This is a genomic window from Pontibacter oryzae (assembly GCF_003576375.1).
Taxonomy (GTDB): Bacteria; Bacteroidota; Bacteroidia; order Cytophagales; family Hymenobacteraceae; genus Pontibacter; species Pontibacter oryzae.
This window is the reverse complement of sequence record NZ_QWGE01000002.1, coordinates 534,375-553,398: the sequence shown is the minus strand read 5'-3', so window position 1 is coordinate 553,398 and position 19,024 is coordinate 534,375. Positions and strand designations below refer to the sequence as shown.

The following is a 19,024-nucleotide window of genomic DNA, read 5'->3' as shown; positions in this document are numbered from 1 at the left end:
TAGTAAGTGCCTCAGTTAGGCATCTCCTTTTTTATCCAATTCAGCTTCTTTCTCAACTTCCTCCACCTCTTCGGTAAATATAAAGCCACACTCAGCGGCATGTGCGGCGGCGGCGGCGGTATCTTTTACGAGAACCATCTCTACCTCACCCTCTTTTTTGAGTGTATCGGCAAGCAAAGTAACTGCTTTAGAGCGATTTTCTACATTTACGTCCCTAATGTAGATCGCCATGATTCGGCCAGGATGGTTCTTTACAACTTCGCTGTAAATGGTTGCATCTGCCTGCCCACTGTCGCCGATAAGTATAAAGTTGAGGTGCGGATAAGTGATAAGTATGTTCTCGATCTCCTTGTACTTATGGCTCATATGGTCCGATTTTAAGAATTTATTCTCATCAATGCCAAAGTCGCGGAGAAGGAGTGGGCCTTGTGGAATTTCGTTCAGTTCCAGAAAATGGTAGAGCAGGTCATAGTTGTTCCAGGGGCTGCTGCTAACATAGAAGAACGGGTTGTTGCGCTTGCCGTTTCGGCCCAGCTGCAGAGAGCGGTAAAACTGCGCCACACCATGAAAGGGGATGCGGCTATGGGCATTATTTAGGAGCACGTTTCTGCCAGTTTGCAATAAACTGGTGGCTCCGGTTCTTACAATGGTATCATCGATGTCTGAAATGATGCCATACTCTGCATCCGGTGGCGGCACCAACACATGAGCCGTTTCAGTAATGCCCGATTTAAAATCATGCACAGGCGCTTCAATAAGCTCTATGTTGATGGGGTGCCAGATATCATCTAACTCTAAGGGCGATTCAGGCTGTAGGTTTAGCACAAAATAGCCTTCTGCATCCGTCGTTATCTCGTGTTGCTGGCCTTGCAAACTTAGCTGCACCCGCGCGTTCGGTATTTCATCGCTTTCGAAGCGGCGGTACATATTCATTAGGTTTTCCCAGGTGGTATCGTTTTCCTCCGACTGCCGGATACCTTTGTCTACCAGCACGCGGCCTTTTACATAGAGGCGCTCTGGGGTGCCGTAGCTTCTGTAAGTAACGATTTGCAGGGGAGTGTTCAGCTTTAGTTTATTTTTAAGCTGAAACGTAAGAAGATCGAGTTTTTCTTCTCCCTTAAGTATAAATTTAGATGCTTTGTCCTTTAGGTTTTTCATAGTTAAGAGCTTATAAAAAAAAATGCCTGCTGGTTCAGGGCAGGCATTTTAAAGTTATAGATTCAGTGCGCTTTTTAGCTGCTGAAAGTCTGAATCCGGTGCAGACGATGTGCTGCATCCCCGGTCTTTTGCCTCTTGCTGTATATCCTGAATACGGTTCTCAGGGCTTGGGTGCGTGCTCAGGAACTCAGGGGTAGCTCCCTGCTGCGACTCCTGCTCCATCTTTACGAAGAAACCAGCAGCGCCATCGCAGGCGTAGTAGCTTGTACCGCCAAGGTATGCCACTGATGTTTCGTCTGCCTCAGATTCTGCGTCGCGGCTAAATTTAAGGCCGGCCAGCGTACCGGTCAGCTGGGCTGCAATCTGGCGTAAGGTACCTGCATTATTACCCAGAGCTACCGAAAGGAGCAACGCTATACCGTAATCGCGCTGAAGCTGCTTTACACTGTGGCGCTTATCGGCGTGAGCAATTTCGTGCGCAAGCACGCCTGCAAAATGGTCCTCGTCCTGAAGGAATTTAACCAGTCCGGTAAACACGTAAATATGCCCGCCAGGTGTAGCAAAGGCATTTAGGGTGTTATCCTCTTTAATGATGGTTACTTTCCACGGAAATTCCTGCTTATACTTTACCTGCCCTGAGTTTAGAATACGGTTTACGATACGGTCGAGGTTTTGGTAGGCCTTTTGGGTATTCGCGTTACTGCTGCTGCGGTCAAGGAGCTTGCCTTGTGCTTTGTACGTAGAGTCTACCTCGTGAGCTACCTGGTTACCTAGGTTAATATCATCCTGTATCGAAAAAATAACGCCGTCGTTGCTGTCGCAGCTCGTAAGCGTAAGGGTGCATGCCAAGGCTAATAGCCATAATGGGGCAAAAAGGGTTTTCTTCATCATAAGTGCTAGTTGGTTTTAGTGCAACGCTGCTGCGCCATACTTTTATACTTGCCAGGTCAAATAATTGCGTAAAGCTATATTTACAACGGCAACATGATTTACGTAAATGGCCATAGCCAAGGTTGCGGACGAAGATATGCCAAAAAGCGTGCAAAATAAAAAAGCCCCCGGCTTTGCGGAGGCTTTTACTTTTGTATAGTATGCTGCTTACTTTACGGACGAGCTCCCAATCGGGTTGCCATCTGTGTCAAGCTCAACTACATCGTAGGCGAGAGCCTCCAATTTTGGGAGTACGGTTTTTTTGTCACCCACTACCACAATGTGCATGTTATTCACCGGCAGGTTTTTCGCGGCAAGTGCATCGATATCCTTTTTAGTGATGTTGTTGAGGATATCTGTTTGCTTCTTCACGTAATCCTTGCTCAGATTATACTCCAGGATGCGGCCCAGGAAACCGGCTTTCTGATACGGCGTTTCATACTTGCGCGCATCAGCCTGGCCAATGGAGCTCTTCATGAACTTAACCTCATCCTCAGATATTCCGCTTTTATGGAAGTTGGTAAGCTCTTTCATAAACTCTGTAACCGATTCTGCGGAAGCATCGGCACGCACGCCGGCAGACGCCGTGAATGGCCCAGCAAACTGACCACCGCTAAAGTATGAGCGGGCACCGTAAGTATAGCCTTTGTCCTCGCGCAGATTCAGGTTAATGCGGCTGTTAAACGCTCCACCCAGTGCATAGTTCATCAGTCCGGCTTTGTAATACTCGCCGGTGGCATCGAAAGGCATAGCCATGTAACCGATTCTGATCTCAGATTGCGCGGCATCAGGCTTATCTACAAAGTAAATTCGTGTTTTATCGATGGAAGGAGTTTTAGCGGCAACAGGCAGTTTTACATCCTTTTTCTTCCAGTTTTTAAGGAAGTTAAGTTTGCCCATTAGCTCTTTTTCCGAAATATCACCTACAACTACCATTTCTGTGACAGAAGGAGAGTAGTAGTTGTTATAGAAGTTTTTCACATCGGCAAGCGTAATATTCTCCACAGTTTCGGAGGTACCTGAAGTAGGGATTGCCATGATGTTACCTTCGCCATAGAGAAGCTTATTATACACGTTGTTGGCAATGGCAGTTGGCTGTGTAGCCTGATTTGCGATGGCTTCAAGCTGCTGCTTTTTCAAGCGATCAAAATCCTCTTGCGTAAACTTAGGGCGGAACAAACGCTCCTCAACCAAGGCAAGGGTTTTGTCGAGGTTTTTCTTCAGCGACTGCACTATAACGTAAGTTTCGTCAGTGCCGGACCCGATGCGAATAGAACTGCCTAGCTTGTCCAGCTCGTTGCTGAACTGCTCTGAAGTATAGTTCTGTGTGTCCTCGTTCAGCATATCAGCCGTAAGGTTGGCAACACCTGCTTTGCCGGGGTTATTGCTTTCCAAGCGGTGTCCGCCTTTTATGCTAAGCTGCATGGTTACTGTCGGAATCTCATCAGATTTAGTGCCGATCAGCTTCAGGCCATTCTTAAAGTTTGAAGTATAATAGTTAGGAACAGCAACCACTGGGTTTGCGCCCGATGAAGGTCTTTGAGAACGGTTAAAGGTATCAACGGCTTTTGTATATTTCAGGCCGCTGTACTCATCCGCAGCCGGTTTAAAGCCATCTTTAGAAATAGTGTAATCATCAGCTTTGGCAAGTAACTCTGTTTTGCCTTTTGGTACCACACTAAGTATAACAGCGTTTTTTCCTTTGATATACTGGTTATAAACCCGCTGCACGTCTTCTTTGGTTACCGACTGAATACGCTTGATTTCTTCCTGAATATAATTCGGGTTATTGCGGAAGGTCTCATAGTATGCCAACTGCGATACTTTGCCGCTCACGCTGGCCATGCGGTTAATCAGGCTTGATTCGGCCTGTGCCTTAAAGCGCTGCAGATCTTCATCGGTTACGCCACGCTTCTCAAACTCAGCAATTGACTGGCGCGCCAATGCTTCTGTTTCAGAAAGTTTCATGTTTGGGTAAGCGACTACCGAAATGCCAAACTCACCGGCAAGCTCGGAGGTTGAATTATAAACAGACGCCTGCATGGCTTTCTGCTCCTTCACGAAGTTTTTATAGAAGATAGACGTTTTGCCTTGGCCTAACACCTCGGCGAGCACGTCCAGTGCAGGCTCGTCTTTATGCCCGGCTTCTGGGGTAGGGAAGGTCATGCGCAGCATCGGGAAACGCACGTTATCCTCGTAGCTAACATAGCGGTCTTCGGAGAGCTTGGCTGGTGCAGGTTTCATGTTCTCCACCGCAGGTCCCGCCGGAATAGATCCGAAGTATTTCTCAGCAAGCTTTACAACATCTGCTGGCTTCACGTCGCCGCCCACCGTTAGAGTGGCATTGTTTGGCCCATACCAGCGCAGGAAAAAATTCTTTAAGTCGTTTACGTTTACTCTGTTCAGATCCTCTATATAGCCGATAGTCGTCCAGGAGTATGGGTGCCCGTAAGGATACAGGTTCTTAGAGGTCATTTCATACACTAGGCCGTATGGGCGGTTATCGTAGTTCTGGCCGCGCTCGTTTTTAACGGTTTCGCGCTGCACTTCAAACTTAGGCTGCGTTACGGCATCCAGCAGGAAACCCATGCGGTCGGCTTCCAGCCATAGGGCTGTCTCGAGCTGGTTGCTTGGCACGGTCTCGTAGTAGTTGGTGCGGTCGCGGTTGGTGGTGCCGTTCAGCGTCCCGCCGGATTCCGACACAATCTTAAAATGCTCCTCATCGGCAACGTTATCTGATCCCTGGAACATCATGTGCTCAAAAAAGTGCGCAAAACCTGATTTGCCAACTTCTTCTCGGGCAGAACCCACATGGTAGGTCACGTCTACGTGTACTACAGGGTCAGAGTGGTCTTCGTGAACGATCAGTGTAAGACCATTGGCAAGTTTATACTTGGTGTAAGGAATAACCAGTTCATCTCCTTTTCTGGTTACCTGCTCCACGAGTTTTGTCTGAGCTTCTGCAACACCTACCACACTTGCGGTAAGTATCATGCTCAGGACGGTTTTATTTACCATGTGCGATGTTAGTTGATTGGAAATTTAGTTTCCTAATCAAGATAGCACATCAAAATATTAATATGAAATTTTATAGACGAAACCCTATTTTGTCTCGCTTAACACCTGCTTACCAAACATAACAGAGACTGTAAACGTGAGCAAGGCAATGACAAGCATGGCAGTGGTAAGCAAAAAAGCCATTCCTGCGGTTTCGGTGGTTTCTGGCCCCTGCGGCTGCTGCACCATGCCTAGCAAGCGAATAAAATAAGTACCGGCACGCCAACCGAGCAGCATTGTTAATAGGCCTGCCTCTATAGTGCCTAACACAAAGCCCCAGCGTTTGCCACGGTTCAGGAAATGCCCGGCGGTTAAACCCAGTAAGCCGCCAATAGCCCCTGTAATTAAAGCTGTTTTGGCTTGCTCGCCGGCCAAGTCTACGGCTACAATGCCGCAGCCAAGCATAAAGAAGCCGAAAAATGCATATAAGTAGGAGATGTTTTTGTGCATAAATGTTTTGGTTGCGCGCTTAAATCGAGCTTAAAGATAAGCCAGAATCCTGATAAAAGTATGATAGAAATAGTCTGGTGTGGGATAGTGGCAGAAAACTGTCTAATGTGCAAGCATGACCCTGATTACAGGCAAACCTACTACTTAGGTGCATTTAATTGTACAACTTTTGCTGAAATCTGAAGTATGAAGTTCTGAAAGCCACTATTAAACAAGGCTTAATACTATGGCAAAAACCAACAAGGTACACGCACTCTACGCCGACCCGAGCAAATCAGCAGCATGGGCAGGCTTACGCTATACTTCAGACGATAAACCCGGCTATACCAGAAAAGGCGCCGGAAAAGGATACTATTACCTCGACAACAAAGGTCAACGCCTAGAGGATGAAAAGGAGCTTGCCCGCATAAAGGCACTGGTGATTCCGCCAGCCTGGACGGATGTATGGATCTGCAAATCCGTCAAAGGCCATTTGCAAGCTACCGGCAGAGATGCTAAAGGCCGCAAGCAGTACATTTACCACCCGCAGTGGCAGCAGGCACGCAACCTCACTAAATTCGACCGCATGATTGAGTTTGGTAAGTGCCTGCCAGAGCTCCGGGAACAGATCGATGCTGATATTAGTACCCGTAACCTCGATCGCAGAAAAGTTACAGCGCTTGTGCTTTCTCTGATGGATAATGCCCTGATACGCATAGGGAACCGGCATTACGCCAAGTCAAACAAGTCGTATGGTCTAACGACCCTTCGCGATAAGCACGTTAAAATTAATGGCAGTAGTATAAAGTTCTCTTTCAGGGGCAAAAAAGGTGTGGAGCATGAGATTGACTTAAAAGACCGCAGGTTGGCAAAGCTAGTGAAAAAGTGTCGCGATATTCCGGGGTATGACCTGTTTCAGTATTACGACGAAGACGGCAACAGGCAAGTACTGGAGTCTGGCGATGTGAATGAGTATCTGCGCGAGGTCACCAAGTATGATTTCACGGCTAAAGATTTCCGGACTTGGGGCGGCACCGTGCGCATGGTGGAGTGCCTGGAGAAAGTGATTGAGGAAAAGGAAGATGGCGATAAAGAGAAAACCATACGAGAAGCGGTGAAAACTGTGGCAAAAGGCTTAGGAAACACTCCTACGGTTTGTACAAAGTATTACATCCACCCGGAGGTGGTCAACATGTTTCGCGAAGACCGCCTGCTAAAGTATTTGGAGCGGCACAACGCGGAAAACTCACCGGAAAACCATTTGTCATCTACCGAGCAATTTGTGCTTAAAATGCTGAAGCGTGTAGCCCGCGAGAAGAAAGCGGCTTAATTATTTCGGCATATTTTCCAGCGACTGCCATAGGTATTTACTTGCAACGGTACGGTAAGGGCGCCAGTTCTCGGCTATCTCCTGCATTTTTACCCGCAAGGCTTTGCCACTCAACTCCAGATTGTAATGGCGTTTCATGGCGTTTTGTATGCCCAGGTCATCCACCGGGAAAACGTCCGGTCGCTCTAGGGCAAACATGAGCAGCATTTCAACGGTCCAGCGGCCCACGCCTTTAATCTGGGTCAGATGCCTGATGAGTGCTTCGTCTTCCATGGTGCTGATCGTGCTGTGCTGCAAGTTACCTTTGGATGCAAAGGCTGCTACATTGCGTACATAACCGATTTTCTGAAAAGATAAGCCAGCTCCCCGTAGTAGTTCATCCGGAGCATCGAGCAGTTGGTGCGCATGCGGGTACTGTTCCGGAAAAAGTTCTGTGAAGCGTTTAAAGATAATGGCAGCCACTTTGGTGCTCAGCTGCTGCGACACAATCGAGCTTAGCAGTTTAAAGTATAAATCTTCAGAACGAGAGGATTTCAGTGGCCTGCCAGCACGAATTATTCTGCAAATAGTTTCATCACAGGCAAGTGCCTGCATTATCTCTTCGCCGGGATTATTCTGTTGGGAATCTTGCATCAGGAAGTATGAAGTATGATAAGCTTGAGCAGTTAGGTGTTATAGGCGTTTAAGCGTATCCAAAAGCTTTTCCTGCATCTGATCAGTGATGTTAAGGTGCGTCACAAGGCGGATCATCTGCGGGCCAAAGCTGCTGGCAAGTATGTTCTGTTCTGCTAAGGCGTCCACAAACTGTGCGTCGGTAAACCTGTCGTTCAGTTTGAAGATGACAATGTTTGTATCCACGGGAAGCACAGTATTAACGTAATTGGCTTCTTTAAGGACCTGCTCCAGCTGTTTTGCCTTTTCATGATCCTCTGCTAATCGCTCAATATTATTTTCTAGTGCATATATGCCTGCTGCTGCCAGGTAGCCTGCCTGTCGCATGCCGCCCCCTAATACTTTGCGTACGCGCCTGGCCTGCTGAATAAACGGTCTAGTACCCAGCAAGACTGAGCCAACTGGCGTTCCCAATCCTTTCGATAAACACACGGAAATACTGTCGAAGTAAAGGCCATAAGATGCAGCCCGATCACCGGAGGCCACTAGGGCGTTAAACACGCGGGCCCCATCTAGGTGCATTGCTAGGCTATGCCTCTTGCAAACATCAGAAACCGCGGCAATTTCTGACAAGGTATAAAAGGAGCCGCCACCCTTGTTGCAAGTGTTTTCCAAGGACACCAGGCGCGTTTCCGGGAAATGTATATTGTTTAGCGGCCGAATGTGCGCCTCAACCTGTGTCGGTGTCATCTTGCCCCGCTCACCGTGTACTAAAGCCGTAGATGCTGCCGAGTTAAAGGCAATACCGCCGCCTTCATACTGGTGTATGTGCGAGTCTACCTCACAGATGATTTCAGTGAGTGGGGCCGTATGCACTTTTATCGCGATCTGGTTGGTCATGGTGCCGGAAGGGCAGAAGAGGCCGGCCTCCATGCCAAACAAGGCAGCGGTCTTTTCTTCCAGCGCGTTCACTGTGGGGTCTTCGCCGTAAACATCATCGCCAACAGGTGCGGCAAACATGGCTTGCAGCATTTCGGGCGTTGGTTTTGTTACGGTATCGGAGCGGAGGTCTATATTTTGAATCATGAATTTGCTCTAGGAATGCTTTACATTGTAAAAATAATAACTTACTTTTGCCGTTCAAATTAAAAACATTGCAACGATGGGAGTTACTAGATTAAAAAGAAAAGATCGCAGAAATAAGGCAAGAGCAAACAACAAAGTAGCTAGAATTAAGCAACTTCTGTTGACACCAGTTATCAAGAACGTTGATATGGATGAACTGAGAGCTCAGTTCGGTGAAGCGCCAAAAAACAAGAAAGCTGAGCAGACGGAAGAAACTGCAGCTGAATAGTTTTTTTATTTCGCGTAAGTAAGACCATCTGCTGCCGCTGCTGTTCCAAGCAAATGGCGGCGGCTTACTGAAAAAAGACTTCAAGTGTGTTTGCTTAGGCAGGCACACTTTTTTTATGCCCGTTTGCCTAGTTCTATCACTTGCAGGCCCTGCACCACGCCGGCGTCTATGGCAAAGCGCACCATTGTCCGGATTTTGTGAAAGCCGTGCTTTCCTGCAGCACCCGGGTTTATGTGCAGCAGGTTGTTAATGCTTTTATCGGGCATCACTTTTAAAATATGTGAGTGGCCGGTAATGTATAGCTGCGGAGGGTTTAGCTTTATGCTTTCCCGCACATCCGGGTGGTACTTTCCCGGGTAGCCGCCAATATGTGTCATCATTACGTCTAAACCGTCTGCTACAAAGCGCTGCACCTTCGGGTGAACATGACGGATGTCTGCACCATCAATGTTGCCGTACACGCCGCGCAACGGCGCCAACTCCCGCAATCTATCCGATACTTCCATATTTCCAAAATCACCAGCGTGCCATATCTCATCGCGGTCAGCGAGAAGGCGCAGGATCTGGTCGTCGAGGTATGAATGGGTGTCTGAAAGCAGTCCAATTTTAAGCATAGTAGGTCTATTGGTCAGGTAGATGATACTGACTTTTAGGCAAGCATGTTTTGAGCGTATGCTTAAAAAGCAGCTGAGGCTTCACTTAAAACAAAAGCAGTGGAAAAGGAGTGCCCCCCCGATGCCACTGCCTTGATATAATTAAAAGAGTAAAGTCTTAAACGTTCCAAGTGTCCGGAGACTGGCGCCATTGTGCCAGCGTATCCATGGCAGACTCTTGAATGTAACCTTGCTTGGCGGCGGCCTCCAGCAGCGCGTTATAGTTACTAAGGCAGAACAACGGAATGCCTGCTTGTTTAAAGTTTTCATCTGCTAAGGCAAAACCATAGGTGAAAATGGCAGCCATACCAACTACCTCGGCACCTGCAACTTTCACGGCCTCAGCGGCTTTAAGGGAGCTTCCGCCCGTAGAAATCAGGTCCTCTATCATCACCACTTTTTGGCCATGCAACAAACGGCCCTCAATCTGGTTACCCATACCATGCTTCTTTGGCTCCGGACGCACGTATAGGAAAGGCATTTCGAGCAAGTCAGCCACAAGGGCTCCCTGGGCTATACCGGCTGTGGCAACGCCTGCTATAGCTTCAGCCTCGGGGTATTGTTGCTTAATCAGATCAGCAAGCTGTTGCTTTATGTAGCTGCGTATGTGCGGAAAGGAAAGCGTTACACGGTTGTCGCAGTAAATAGGTGAGTTCCAGCCACTGCTCCATTTAAACGGCTGATCGGGGCTTAATTTCACCGCCTCTGTCTCTAGCAGGTAAGAGGCAACCTGATGTGCTGTTGTCATAGAATCCATGCCCGAATTTACATAAATAATCTTCCTTTTTAAGGATGCGTATTTTGAAAGAGTCGATTTATTTTTTGTTTTGTATAAATTAGCGCTTCAGCAGAAGCACCCAAACCACATGAACGTTTTTATTAACGATATTCCCTTAATCCTTAAAAAGGCCTCAGACAAAGTTTACAAGCATGAGTATGACCTTATACTTAAAGCGTCTGACCATTTTACTTCTAAAGACCTAGTGGGAGACGTCCTCATTAAAGAGGCTGATCCGCACCTGATCGACCGCCTGGTACGGCTAATGGAGGTGAAGAAGCTTAAGAAGCTGAAATCACTTACTTTGGTGGGGCAGAAAAAGAAAAAGCTGATCGAGCACCTGAAAGATCAGTTCAAAATAATACGCGCAGCAGGCGGCTTAGTGCTTAAGGACGGAAAAATTCTTATGATTTACCGCCTGGGTGTATGGGACCTTCCGAAAGGCAAGCTTGAGAAAAAAGAGAAAGTGCAGCAAGGCGCCCTGCGCGAGGTAGAGGAGGAGTGCAACATAAAGGTGGAGGTGATAGAGAAATTACCCAAAACCTGGCACTCCTATGCATTTAAAGGCAAAAAAATCCTGAAGAAAACCAGCTGGTATATAATGCAGTGCACCGACGATAGCCTAATGAAGCCGCAAGCCGAGGAGTTTATTGAGGAAGTGCGCTGGATGACGCCGGAAGAAGTACAGGAAGTGCTGCCAAAAGCGTATACTTCCATTGCCTTCATTATCCGACAATATCTGCAATCTCAGAAAACTGGAAAGGTATAAACTCATCCACGTTGCCGCCAAAGCGATGAATCTCCCGGATAATGGAAGAGCTTATGGCGGCAAGGTGAGGTGATGTTATCAGAAAAACGCTCTCCAAATCATGGTTTACATGGCGGTTGGCCTGAGCGATTGTGTTTTCATATTCAAAATCGGTAGTGTTGCGCAGGCCACGCAGCAAAAACTGTGCACCCACCTCACGGGCATATTCTGCCGTTAAACCGGTAAACATCTGCACTTTTATAGTTGGCTCATTCTCAAAGATGCGGGTCATAATATCCAGCATCTTATCTACGGGTATATAGCGCTGCTTGCTGCTGTTATTCCCTATCCCCACAATTACCTCATCGAAAAGCTTTGCCCCACGCATCACCACATCATAATGGCCGTTGGTAAAAGGGTCAAATGAACCGGGGAAGAGGGCAATTCTTTTCATTAGATTATTGTTGAATGGCTTGATGGTTAAACTGATGTACGCTGATTAGGCAGGCTGCTGAATTTTCTAGTTGTTATTGGTTGGGATTACTGTATCGTTCGACGAAGCGGATCACAGACATTTATACTTTCAAACAATCCAACAAAAAATTACTCACACAGGTGCAGGCTGTATAGCTCGAAGTAGCGGTGCTCAAACATGTCATGAAACTTATAACTGTACTCCAGGTCAGAAGGTTTTTTACCCAGTTTAATTTGCCGGATGTACTTCTGAAGTATGTTAAACAAGGAGGAGTCGTGTGTGATATCGCCCCATACCATAATCGTTTCCTGCTCTGGGTTCATCTTTTGCTCCTGCATCACGAAAATGATGTAATAAATAAAATCTTCGGGGCTCAGGTAATGAAAAATATTGCAGAACTCTAACCCGGATGGCCCCACCACGAGCAACGTTACATAATTGCGCTCCACAAAAACATACATGCTGCGCAGGTTTGTACGAGGTGCCAAGTGTAAAACGCTTCTTATAAGCGTGCTGGTTTGGTGCACAAACTGCAACTGGCGTTCCGGGAACAAAGCCTCCAAAGCCTGATAAGTAGAGGCATCCAGCGAAAATATATTGATTGCCTCAAGGCTGTTGTGGCGGTAGGCCAACACCACATCCTGCAATGGGTTAAGGTCTGAATGCAGGCGCAGGTAATCATGCTGATGAGCCGGGTCATAAAGCGTTTCGGGCACCAACGTGAAATGTATGTTACTGATAGCCAAACGGATGGTATTCCATTTTTGCTCCTGCAACAGTGGGTTTTCCTGCGCAATGAGGCGAAGCTGCTCAGCTACCTGCATCGGGGTAAACACCGTGATCAGCTCGTAATCCTCCAGTACTACAAACTTATTACGCTCCGTATCCATAACTGCAAGCCGAATAGATTTTTGGCTGATAGAAAGGTACAGATTGCACTTGGCTGCCTGCGAAAGTATAAAAGCTTCATCCTGAATCTGGTGGGAGAGCCTGTAATGTGTGTTAATGGTGTTCAAAGTGTCTGGAATCCTGTGAATGCTTTTGCGGCCCGGGCGCGCTTATGCAAGTATAAAAAAATTATGGCAATTGGCAGCATTCTGCGCCTTATGGCATAAAATTATGCGGCATCCCCATCAGATCGTCCAGCGATATTAAATATTGTAACACACGGTGTCGGTCTGGGATAGGTATACTTTGGATTTCTTTCATACTCATCCAGGCTACTTCTTCAATCAATTGGCTTTGCTCGTCTAGCTCCGGGTCAGTGCCTTTTTGCAGCTCTCCGTTTAAAACCTGTACCTCAAAGAAAAACTCAATTGCGTGGAGTGGTTCGTATACAAACTCATTCACGAACAAGAATCTGCTGACTTCCACATCCAAGCCTGTTTCCTCTTTAAACTCACGTATCAGGCATTGCTGCATACTTTCCCCATACTGTAACCCTCCACCCGGCGGGGCCCAAAACACATCATTAGCCAGCGTTTTTGCGTGGCGCACTAAAAGCAAGTTATGATCCTGGATGCAGATGCCGCAAACACGTACGCGTAATTTGTGGGCAAATGTGCTGGCAGCTGGGTTTAAATCTGGCATGGTTGGCTATGGGTGTTTTTAATAGTATTTTTACAGAATGATACAAACGTACAACCCCGATTACGAAGCTGACATCCGTGAGAAGCTAAAGCGGCAAGAATTTATGCAACTCATGGGCTTTAACGTAACAAAGATAGAAGTTGGCAGGATAGAAGGCGAATTGGTTTTAGAACAAAAGCATTTGCAGCATAAAGGTTTTGCGCACGGTGGTGTTATTGCCACCCTCGCCGACATCGTGGCGGGTTTTGCAGCGGTGAGTTTAGTCCCCAAAGATCATCATGTGGTTACGGCTGAAATAAAGGTATCATACTTTCACCCGGGGTTGGGAGACAAGCTGCTGGCCAAAGGTTATGTTTTAAAGCAAGGGCGGAAAATAAATTTCTGCGAAGCCGAAGTGTATGCTGTAAAAGGAGAAGGGAAACCCTTGCTCATCGCCAAAGCCAGCACAAGTATGGCCACCATCACCCCGGAAGACATTTTGAGAGTTAAAGGGAAAGAGGCGTAAAGAGTTTAAAATTCGGCTCCCTAAAACTCACAAACTCTCCTACTCTAAAACTTATTAACTGCCGCTATGCGCACAGTAGAAGCTTTACGGAATAGTTTTCCGTTTGAACCGACAGAGGACCAGGCAAAGCTGTTTGCCAAGTTGGATGAATTTATACTTAATAAAACGGATGAACGGCAGGTTTTCCTGCTGAAAGGATATGCCGGTACCGGTAAAACAACGGTGGTTACCTCATTGGTCAAAATCCTGAACAAATTTGGCTATAAGTATGTGCTGTTGGCTCCCACGGGCCGTGCGGCAAAAGTAATGGCCAGCTACAGTGGGCGTACGGCTTTTACCATTCATAAAAAAATTTACCGTCAAACTGCAAATCCCTTTTCCGAGGGGCTTGCGTTTACGCGGCAACCAAATAAATCAGACCATACGGTTTATATTGTGGATGAGTCCTCGATGATCTCGGACGAAAGCGGCTTCGGTGAGAATGGCTTGTTGCAGGACCTGCTTAAGTATGTTTTTGATAAGAAGAATAACAAACTACTCCTGATCGGAGACACGGCGCAGCTGCCGCCGGTAGGGCAGGCGCTGAGCCCTTCGCTGGATATGGAGTATATGAAAAACAACTTCCGGTGCCATGTGGAAGGCATGGAGCTTCGGCAGGTAATGCGCCAGGCAGAAGCTTCTGGCATACTCATGAATGCCACCCAACTCCGGGACCGCATGCAACAGCAGCCCCTCGAGATAAAACTGTTTACCAAAGGCTGGCGCGATATTTTCCGGATGACAGGGGAAAAGCTAGAGGACGGGCTACGCTATGCTTATGATAAGTTTGGCATCGAAAACACAATTGTGATCTGCCGTTCTAATAAAACGGCCAACATGTATAACCAGCACATCCGGCGGCGCATGTTCTTTGCCGAGGACGAAATCGGTGTGGGAGATTACCTGATGATAGTGCGCAACAACTACTTCTGGCTTGCCAAGGATTCGGATATCGGCTTTATGGCGAACGGTGATTTTGTGGAGATAACCAAGATTATCCGCGACGAGGAGATGTATGGCTTCCGCTTCGCGGATGTGCGGCTCCGTTTCGTGGATTACCCTGATGCGGAAGAGGAAGAAGTTAAAATAATGCTTGACACCCTCTACACCGATGCCCCCGCTTTACCCTCGGACCAGAACAAGAAGCTTTACGAGGAAGTGCTGAAAGACTACATGGACATCCCGACCAAGCGCGAGCGCTACAAGGAGCTAAAGAAAAACCCATACCTTAATGCCTTACAGGTTAAGTTTGCCTATGCGCTCACCTGCCACAAGGCGCAGGGTGGCCAATGGCAGGCTGTGTTCGTAGACCAGGGTTTTTTGAAGGAAGATATGGTGAACGAAGAACTCGCCCGGTGGCTGTATACGGCTCTTACAAGGTCATCCGAAGAGCTATTCCTGCTGAACTTTAATGAGCAATTATTAGTTGACTGACAAAAGAAATATTATTTTGCATCGTTTAAGAAGCAAAATTAGTATATAAGCTATCGTAATAACTTTAACCCTTTCATAAGATGAAAAAAGTACTTCTTTCGTTTGCATTTGCCGCCCTTGTTGCCGGTGGAGCGGTTGCCCAGGAAAAACCTAAAACTACAGCCCCTCAGGAGCAAGCCAAAACTGGTGCTGCCCTCACTTTTGAAGAAACCGAGCATAACTTTGGCGATATCACCCAGGGTGATGTAGTGGAGCACACGTTTAAGTTTAAGAATACTGGTAACCAGCCGCTTGTTATTGAGCGCGTGGATGTTTCCTGCGGTTGCACCACCCCAGACTGGACTAAGGAGCCTGTAATGCCGGGTAAGAGTGGATTCATCACTGCCAAATTTAACAGCGCCGGTAAACTGGGCCAGCAAAAGAAGCCTTTAACCATACATTCAAACGCGGCAGAAGGCACGAAGTATGTTTACATCGTTACTAATATCAAAGACAAATCAACTGCCAGCGCTTCTCAGAAATAAGTAGCCTAGCACGTATTAATTACGTTAAAGCCCTCCTCGTGAGGGCTTTTCTTTTTATATAGTATTTAGCAATTATTTTCTTCTAAATATTTTAAATAGTTGAATATTAGGTTGATATTGTATTAATCAAAGCAATGCGAACCTCCTATGAAAAACAGACAACTTGCATACAAATTTAAGCTTACCTGTAGTGGTTCGCTGCTTTGTATAAACCTGGCATGGGCACAATCGTCTCCTCCAGACGCCAGTTTACAAGATATAGCTGCTGCACCCCCAATCAAGCACGAGATTTTCGCCGGATACGGTTTTATGTCGCTGCCTCAACTGGTTTCTATACTTGCAGATGCCATCGGCGACTCGTTTTCCAGGGGGCAAAGCCGCACTCTGTTTATGGGGCCAATTATAATAGGCTATAATTATTTCCCTTCCGAAAAGCTTAGTCTTGGCATAGAAGCCAACTATGCCAACTACATAAACAAAGACTATACTTCCGATCAGGTAAACTCCAAAAACCATTTTATCACCCTGATGCCACAGTTTCAGTATTACTGGGCCAGGCTACCGCAAGTCGAGTTTTACTCCGGCATTAAGCTGGGGGCGTCTTTCTTCCACGAAAAGTCTACTAACGAAGATGTTACACATGCTTTTGTGCCAGCCTTTCACGTTACGCCGTTGGGTGCACGCATTGGCCGTAAAAAACGCTTCTACATTGATTCCGGTACTGGTTTTGATGGCTTGTTAAATATTGGCTATAACATACCAATCCAGTAAAACCTATTAACATCTGTTATCGAAAAATGCACATCCCCAAAACATCTATATGAAAAACAAAGTTAAAATTATCCTTGCAGCTGTTGCTTTGCTAAGCTGTAACCAGGCATCGGAACAGCATAAGCCTCATGAAGTTGGCGTGAGCTATGGCTTCGCCACATCGCGAGTGCTGGAGACAAGCTTCATTAAACTTTTTGTTCCCGGAGATGATGCTTTAAGCGCATTGGGTCCAATCGGTCTAAAGTATAGCTACCACCTCAATGAGCGGGTTAATATTGGCATGAATGCTAATTTCGCACAATTAACCCTACGGGAGTCAGGGGGCAAGAATGGGAACAGCTCCATTAAATCAAGGGGAAAATATTATACTTTGATGCCAGAAGTTAATGTATACTTAGGGAAAAAGGAGCGTCTGGAAGCCTACAGTGGTCTGGCTTTAGGCATAAACCACACGACCTATAGCTATAACTATGCTGAGCGATCTACAGAACAAGAAACCAACATGGCCTACCAAGTGACAGCCATTGGTATAAGAACTACGAAGCAAACCGGCTTATTCGCTGAACTTGGGTATGGGTATGAAGGCTTGCTGCAGTTTGGCCTGAGCCGAAGGTTCTAATAAAGAAAGAGAGCTGCCGGATGATGTACTGAACACCGATGGCAGCTCTCTAAAAATAATTCTTATCTAAAACTTATAGAGCTTTCATGATGGCATAAAACAATGCGCCCCAGCCAACTATAAGAAGTGTTCCGCCAATAGGAGTTATGGCGCCAAGCCAGGTGATACCGGTAGCGCAAAGTGTGTACAATGACCCTGAGAACACTAGTATCCCCAGAAAGAAGCACCAAGCGGCAACCTGTAGCGCGGGCTGCTCTACACGGAACAGCAAAAGCCCTACGGCAAGCAGTGCCAAGGTATGGTACATCTGGTATTTTACAGCCGTTTCAAAAGTATCCACGCGGCCGGTAGCCTGTAATGTGGCCGACAAGGCATGCGCCCCAAAGGCACCAATAGCTACAGTAAGCCCCCCCAGCAAGCTGGCAATTAAGATTATGGTTTTCTGTGTCACGGATGTTAACGCTTATTCTGCCTCTAGTGCCTCAATTACCTGATCCTCAAACTCCTGTTGGTTGTCGTATTGCTCAAACTCTATAGTTTTGCCTTCGGATTTTAATTGGGTTACCACATCCAGGGCAACAACAAGTGGTTCGGCTTCTTTACCTATCAGGTTATCATCCCAGTTAGCGCCAACAAGCAGCTCATCGCCATACATGCCTACGCACCAGTTCTCAAGAAACTCAGCCAAAGAAATCGATTCTGGAGAATACTCTTCCCACTCATCGGCGGCACAGGCTTTTGCGAGCTCTTGCTCAGACCAGAAAAGGATCACTTCTGTGTCTTCAAACTCTGATGAGCTGGAAGTAGCCCAAGTTTCATCTTTGGTAAGCCCCCATACTTTCCCAGTCTCTACAACACGCTGAATGAAGGTCTTGTATTGCTTTTCGATGTCTGCGGCATGTTCTGTCATGATCTTTTCCCTTTTTATATCTAAATCTATGAATTTGCAGCAAATTACACAAATATGAGCATACTTATGCTATAAGCCAGATTTGGAGTTAACAGCTATAGCTTGCGGTTCAAGTTTTGAGAGTTGAATCTAGGCTTGTCCACACTCCACTGCTTTAGGGAGCCGTTACTAGCGTTAAAGCTCTCACAAGCCAATGACTTTGTAGGCTAACCTAAGCAGCTTGCTATGGAGGGCAGTATAATCCATATGGTATACTTTGTACGCTTCGGAAGTCAATAAAAAGCATTAGCTAAGGCTTTTTTTAAACCCAAAGGTTACTGCTCCTATGGCAGGAAACTCTGCATGAGCTATACTTTGACCAAAGGCAATTTAAGCTTAGTTGCTGTAGTCTCTTGCTCCAAAAATGCCGCTGCCCACCCGGATCATGGTGCTGCCCTCTTCCAGCGCCAATTGCCAATCAGAGGTCATACCCATAGATATTTCCTTAAAGTCATCGTTGGCTGCAAAAAAAGTTTCCTTCAGGCGGGTGAAGCAGGCGCGTAAGTTTCGGAACTCGCTGCGCAATTTGTTCTCATTTTCTGTGTTTGTAGCAATGCCCATCACGCCCGTGATGCGGATATACTTCATAGCGCGGTACGCATCCGACTGAAGTATAGCTTCTGCTTCCTGGCAAGTCATTCCATACTTTGTGGCTTCGTCAGCAATGGAGATCTGGAACATGCAATTAATGGGTGTAGTGCGGTTTAGCATTTCGGCCCTTTTATTAATCTCCATTAGTAGTTTCAGGCTGTCCACCGACTGTATGGTATCGATAAACTCAGCGATATACTTTACTTTGTTAGTTTGTAGATGCCCAATAAGGTGCCAGGCAATATCATGGGGCAGCAATGCATACTTCTCAATTAGTTCCTGCACTTTATTCTCCCCAAAGAGTCTGTGCCCCGCGTCATAGGCTTCTTTAATTACCTCTACCGGGTGGGTTTTAGAAACGGCAACCAAGCGGCAGGGTGTAGGCCGCAGCTGCTCATCGAAGTATAAAATATTATTTTTGATGCTCATGTTTTATTCTGTAGAGTGATATATAAGAGTTTATATGCTAACAATTTAT

At 46.7% G+C, this 19,024-nt stretch carries 22 protein-coding genes; 8 read left to right on the top strand and 14 right to left on the bottom strand.

The window, feature by feature from the left end:
- Positions 1 to 15: 15 nt before the first annotated feature.
- From D1627_RS07230 to D1627_RS07215, 4 genes are all read right to left on the bottom strand, one after another.
- Positions 16 to 1,158 (bottom strand): App1 family protein, encoded by a 1,143-nt coding sequence (locus D1627_RS07230; protein ID WP_119431551.1) that lies wholly within the window; start codon positions 1,156 to 1,158, stop codon positions 16 to 18.
- A 54-nt stretch (positions 1,159 to 1,212) separates the two neighbouring features.
- On the bottom strand, positions 1,213 to 2,046 hold the full coding sequence (locus D1627_RS07225; protein WP_449421206.1) for a M48 family metalloprotease: 834 nt from the start codon (positions 2,044 to 2,046) through the stop codon (positions 1,213 to 1,215).
- A 210-nt stretch (positions 2,047 to 2,256) separates the two neighbouring features.
- Positions 2,257 to 5,106, bottom strand: a complete 2,850-nt coding sequence (locus D1627_RS07220) for a M16 family metallopeptidase (protein ID WP_119431549.1) — start codon at positions 5,104 to 5,106, stop codon at positions 2,257 to 2,259.
- Between the two features lie 84 nt (positions 5,107 to 5,190).
- The gene (locus D1627_RS07215) at positions 5,191 to 5,595 is read right to left on the bottom strand and encodes a hypothetical protein (RefSeq protein ID WP_119431548.1); all 405 of its coding nucleotides are present in this window, start codon (positions 5,593 to 5,595) and stop codon (positions 5,191 to 5,193) included.
- 226 nt (positions 5,596 to 5,821) lie between these two features.
- Between D1627_RS07215 and D1627_RS07210 the strand changes: the two genes are divergently transcribed.
- Positions 5,822 to 6,904 carry a DNA topoisomerase IB gene (locus tag D1627_RS07210; protein ID WP_119431547.1) on the top strand — a complete coding sequence of 361 codons (1,083 nt, stop codon included), beginning with the start codon at positions 5,822 to 5,824 and terminating at the stop codon, positions 6,902 to 6,904.
- On the opposite strand, the gene D1627_RS07205 is transcribed toward D1627_RS07210, so the two are convergent.
- Both D1627_RS07205 and D1627_RS07200 read right to left on the bottom strand, forming a co-directional pair.
- Positions 6,905 to 7,537, bottom strand: coding sequence for a DNA-3-methyladenine glycosylase family protein (locus D1627_RS07205; protein WP_119431546.1), 633 nt, complete (start codon positions 7,535 to 7,537; stop codon positions 6,905 to 6,907).
- Positions 7,538 to 7,576: 39 nt separating this feature from the next.
- A complete protein-coding gene (locus D1627_RS07200) occupies positions 7,577 to 8,602 on the bottom strand; it encodes a threonine aldolase family protein (RefSeq protein ID WP_199688392.1) in 1,026 nt (341 codons plus the stop codon).
- A gap of 76 nt (positions 8,603 to 8,678) precedes the next feature.
- On the opposite strand from D1627_RS07200, the gene D1627_RS07195 reads away from it, so the two are divergent.
- Positions 8,679 to 8,870 carry a hypothetical protein gene (locus tag D1627_RS07195; RefSeq protein ID WP_119431545.1) on the top strand — a complete coding sequence of 64 codons (192 nt, stop codon included), beginning with the start codon at positions 8,679 to 8,681 and terminating at the stop codon, positions 8,868 to 8,870.
- Between the two features lie 113 nt (positions 8,871 to 8,983).
- On the opposite strand, the gene D1627_RS07190 is transcribed toward D1627_RS07195, so the two are convergent.
- Complete coding sequence (locus D1627_RS07190) at positions 8,984 to 9,484, bottom strand: metallophosphoesterase family protein (protein ID WP_119431544.1); 501 nt, start codon at positions 9,482 to 9,484, stop codon at positions 8,984 to 8,986.
- A 157-nt stretch (positions 9,485 to 9,641) separates the two neighbouring features.
- A complete protein-coding gene (gene pyrE / locus D1627_RS07185) occupies positions 9,642 to 10,280 on the bottom strand; it encodes an orotate phosphoribosyltransferase (protein WP_119431543.1) in 639 nt (212 codons plus the stop codon).
- 109 nt (positions 10,281 to 10,389) lie between these two features.
- Here pyrE and D1627_RS07180 point away from each other — a divergent pair, with 109 nt between their 5' ends.
- Positions 10,390 to 11,070 (top strand): NUDIX hydrolase, encoded by a 681-nt coding sequence (locus D1627_RS07180; protein ID WP_119431847.1) that lies wholly within the window; start codon positions 10,390 to 10,392, stop codon positions 11,068 to 11,070.
- Here D1627_RS07180 and coaD read toward each other — a convergent pair.
- The 3 genes from coaD to D1627_RS07165 all read right to left on the bottom strand — a co-directional run bounded on the left by coaD (position 11,027) and on the right by D1627_RS07165 (position 13,114).
- Positions 11,027 to 11,503 carry a pantetheine-phosphate adenylyltransferase gene (coaD, locus tag D1627_RS07175; protein ID WP_119431542.1) on the bottom strand — a complete coding sequence of 159 codons (477 nt, stop codon included), beginning with the start codon at positions 11,501 to 11,503 and terminating at the stop codon, positions 11,027 to 11,029. The two genes, D1627_RS07180 and coaD, sit on opposite strands and share 44 nt — an antisense overlap.
- Before the next feature lie 149 nt (positions 11,504 to 11,652).
- Positions 11,653 to 12,540: a DUF3822 family protein gene (locus tag D1627_RS07170; RefSeq protein WP_119431541.1), complete on the bottom strand. Its 888-nt coding sequence runs from the start codon at positions 12,538 to 12,540 to the stop codon at positions 11,653 to 11,655.
- 88 nt (positions 12,541 to 12,628) lie between these two features.
- Positions 12,629 to 13,114, bottom strand: coding sequence for an NUDIX domain-containing protein (locus D1627_RS07165; RefSeq protein WP_119431540.1), 486 nt, complete (start codon positions 13,112 to 13,114; stop codon positions 12,629 to 12,631).
- A 37-nt stretch (positions 13,115 to 13,151) separates the two neighbouring features.
- On the opposite strand from D1627_RS07165, the gene D1627_RS07160 reads away from it, so the two are divergent.
- The 5 genes from D1627_RS07160 to D1627_RS07140 all read left to right on the top strand — a co-directional run bounded on the left by D1627_RS07160 (position 13,152) and on the right by D1627_RS07140 (position 17,006).
- Complete coding sequence (locus tag D1627_RS07160; protein WP_119431539.1) at positions 13,152 to 13,619, top strand: PaaI family thioesterase; 468 nt, start codon at positions 13,152 to 13,154, stop codon at positions 13,617 to 13,619.
- 66 nt (positions 13,620 to 13,685) lie between these two features.
- Positions 13,686 to 15,092 carry an ATP-dependent DNA helicase gene (locus D1627_RS07155; RefSeq protein WP_119431538.1) on the top strand — a complete coding sequence of 469 codons (1,407 nt, stop codon included), beginning with the start codon at positions 13,686 to 13,688 and terminating at the stop codon, positions 15,090 to 15,092.
- A gap of 80 nt (positions 15,093 to 15,172) precedes the next feature.
- The gene (locus D1627_RS07150) at positions 15,173 to 15,616 is read left to right on the top strand and encodes a DUF1573 domain-containing protein (RefSeq protein ID WP_119431537.1); all 444 of its coding nucleotides are present in this window, start codon (positions 15,173 to 15,175) and stop codon (positions 15,614 to 15,616) included.
- 147 nt (positions 15,617 to 15,763) lie between these two features.
- Complete coding sequence (locus D1627_RS07145) at positions 15,764 to 16,387, top strand: hypothetical protein (protein WP_147383237.1); 624 nt, start codon at positions 15,764 to 15,766, stop codon at positions 16,385 to 16,387.
- A 49-nt stretch (positions 16,388 to 16,436) separates the two neighbouring features.
- Positions 16,437 to 17,006 carry an outer membrane beta-barrel protein gene (locus tag D1627_RS07140; RefSeq protein ID WP_119431535.1) on the top strand — a complete coding sequence of 190 codons (570 nt, stop codon included), beginning with the start codon at positions 16,437 to 16,439 and terminating at the stop codon, positions 17,004 to 17,006.
- A gap of 73 nt (positions 17,007 to 17,079) precedes the next feature.
- Here D1627_RS07140 and D1627_RS07135 read toward each other — a convergent pair whose 3' ends face one another.
- The 3 genes from D1627_RS07135 to D1627_RS07125 all read right to left on the bottom strand — a co-directional run bounded on the left by D1627_RS07135 (position 17,080) and on the right by D1627_RS07125 (position 18,975).
- A complete protein-coding gene (locus tag D1627_RS07135) occupies positions 17,080 to 17,457 on the bottom strand; it encodes a DUF423 domain-containing protein (RefSeq protein WP_119431534.1) in 378 nt (125 codons plus the stop codon).
- Between the two features lie 12 nt (positions 17,458 to 17,469).
- Positions 17,470 to 17,916 carry a DUF2750 domain-containing protein gene (locus tag D1627_RS07130; RefSeq protein ID WP_119431533.1) on the bottom strand — a complete coding sequence of 149 codons (447 nt, stop codon included), beginning with the start codon at positions 17,914 to 17,916 and terminating at the stop codon, positions 17,470 to 17,472.
- Positions 17,917 to 18,291: 375 nt separating this feature from the next.
- The gene (locus D1627_RS07125; RefSeq protein ID WP_119431532.1) at positions 18,292 to 18,975 is read right to left on the bottom strand and encodes a YggS family pyridoxal phosphate-dependent enzyme; all 684 of its coding nucleotides are present in this window, start codon (positions 18,973 to 18,975) and stop codon (positions 18,292 to 18,294) included.
- Positions 18,976 to 19,024 lie beyond the last annotated feature (49 nt).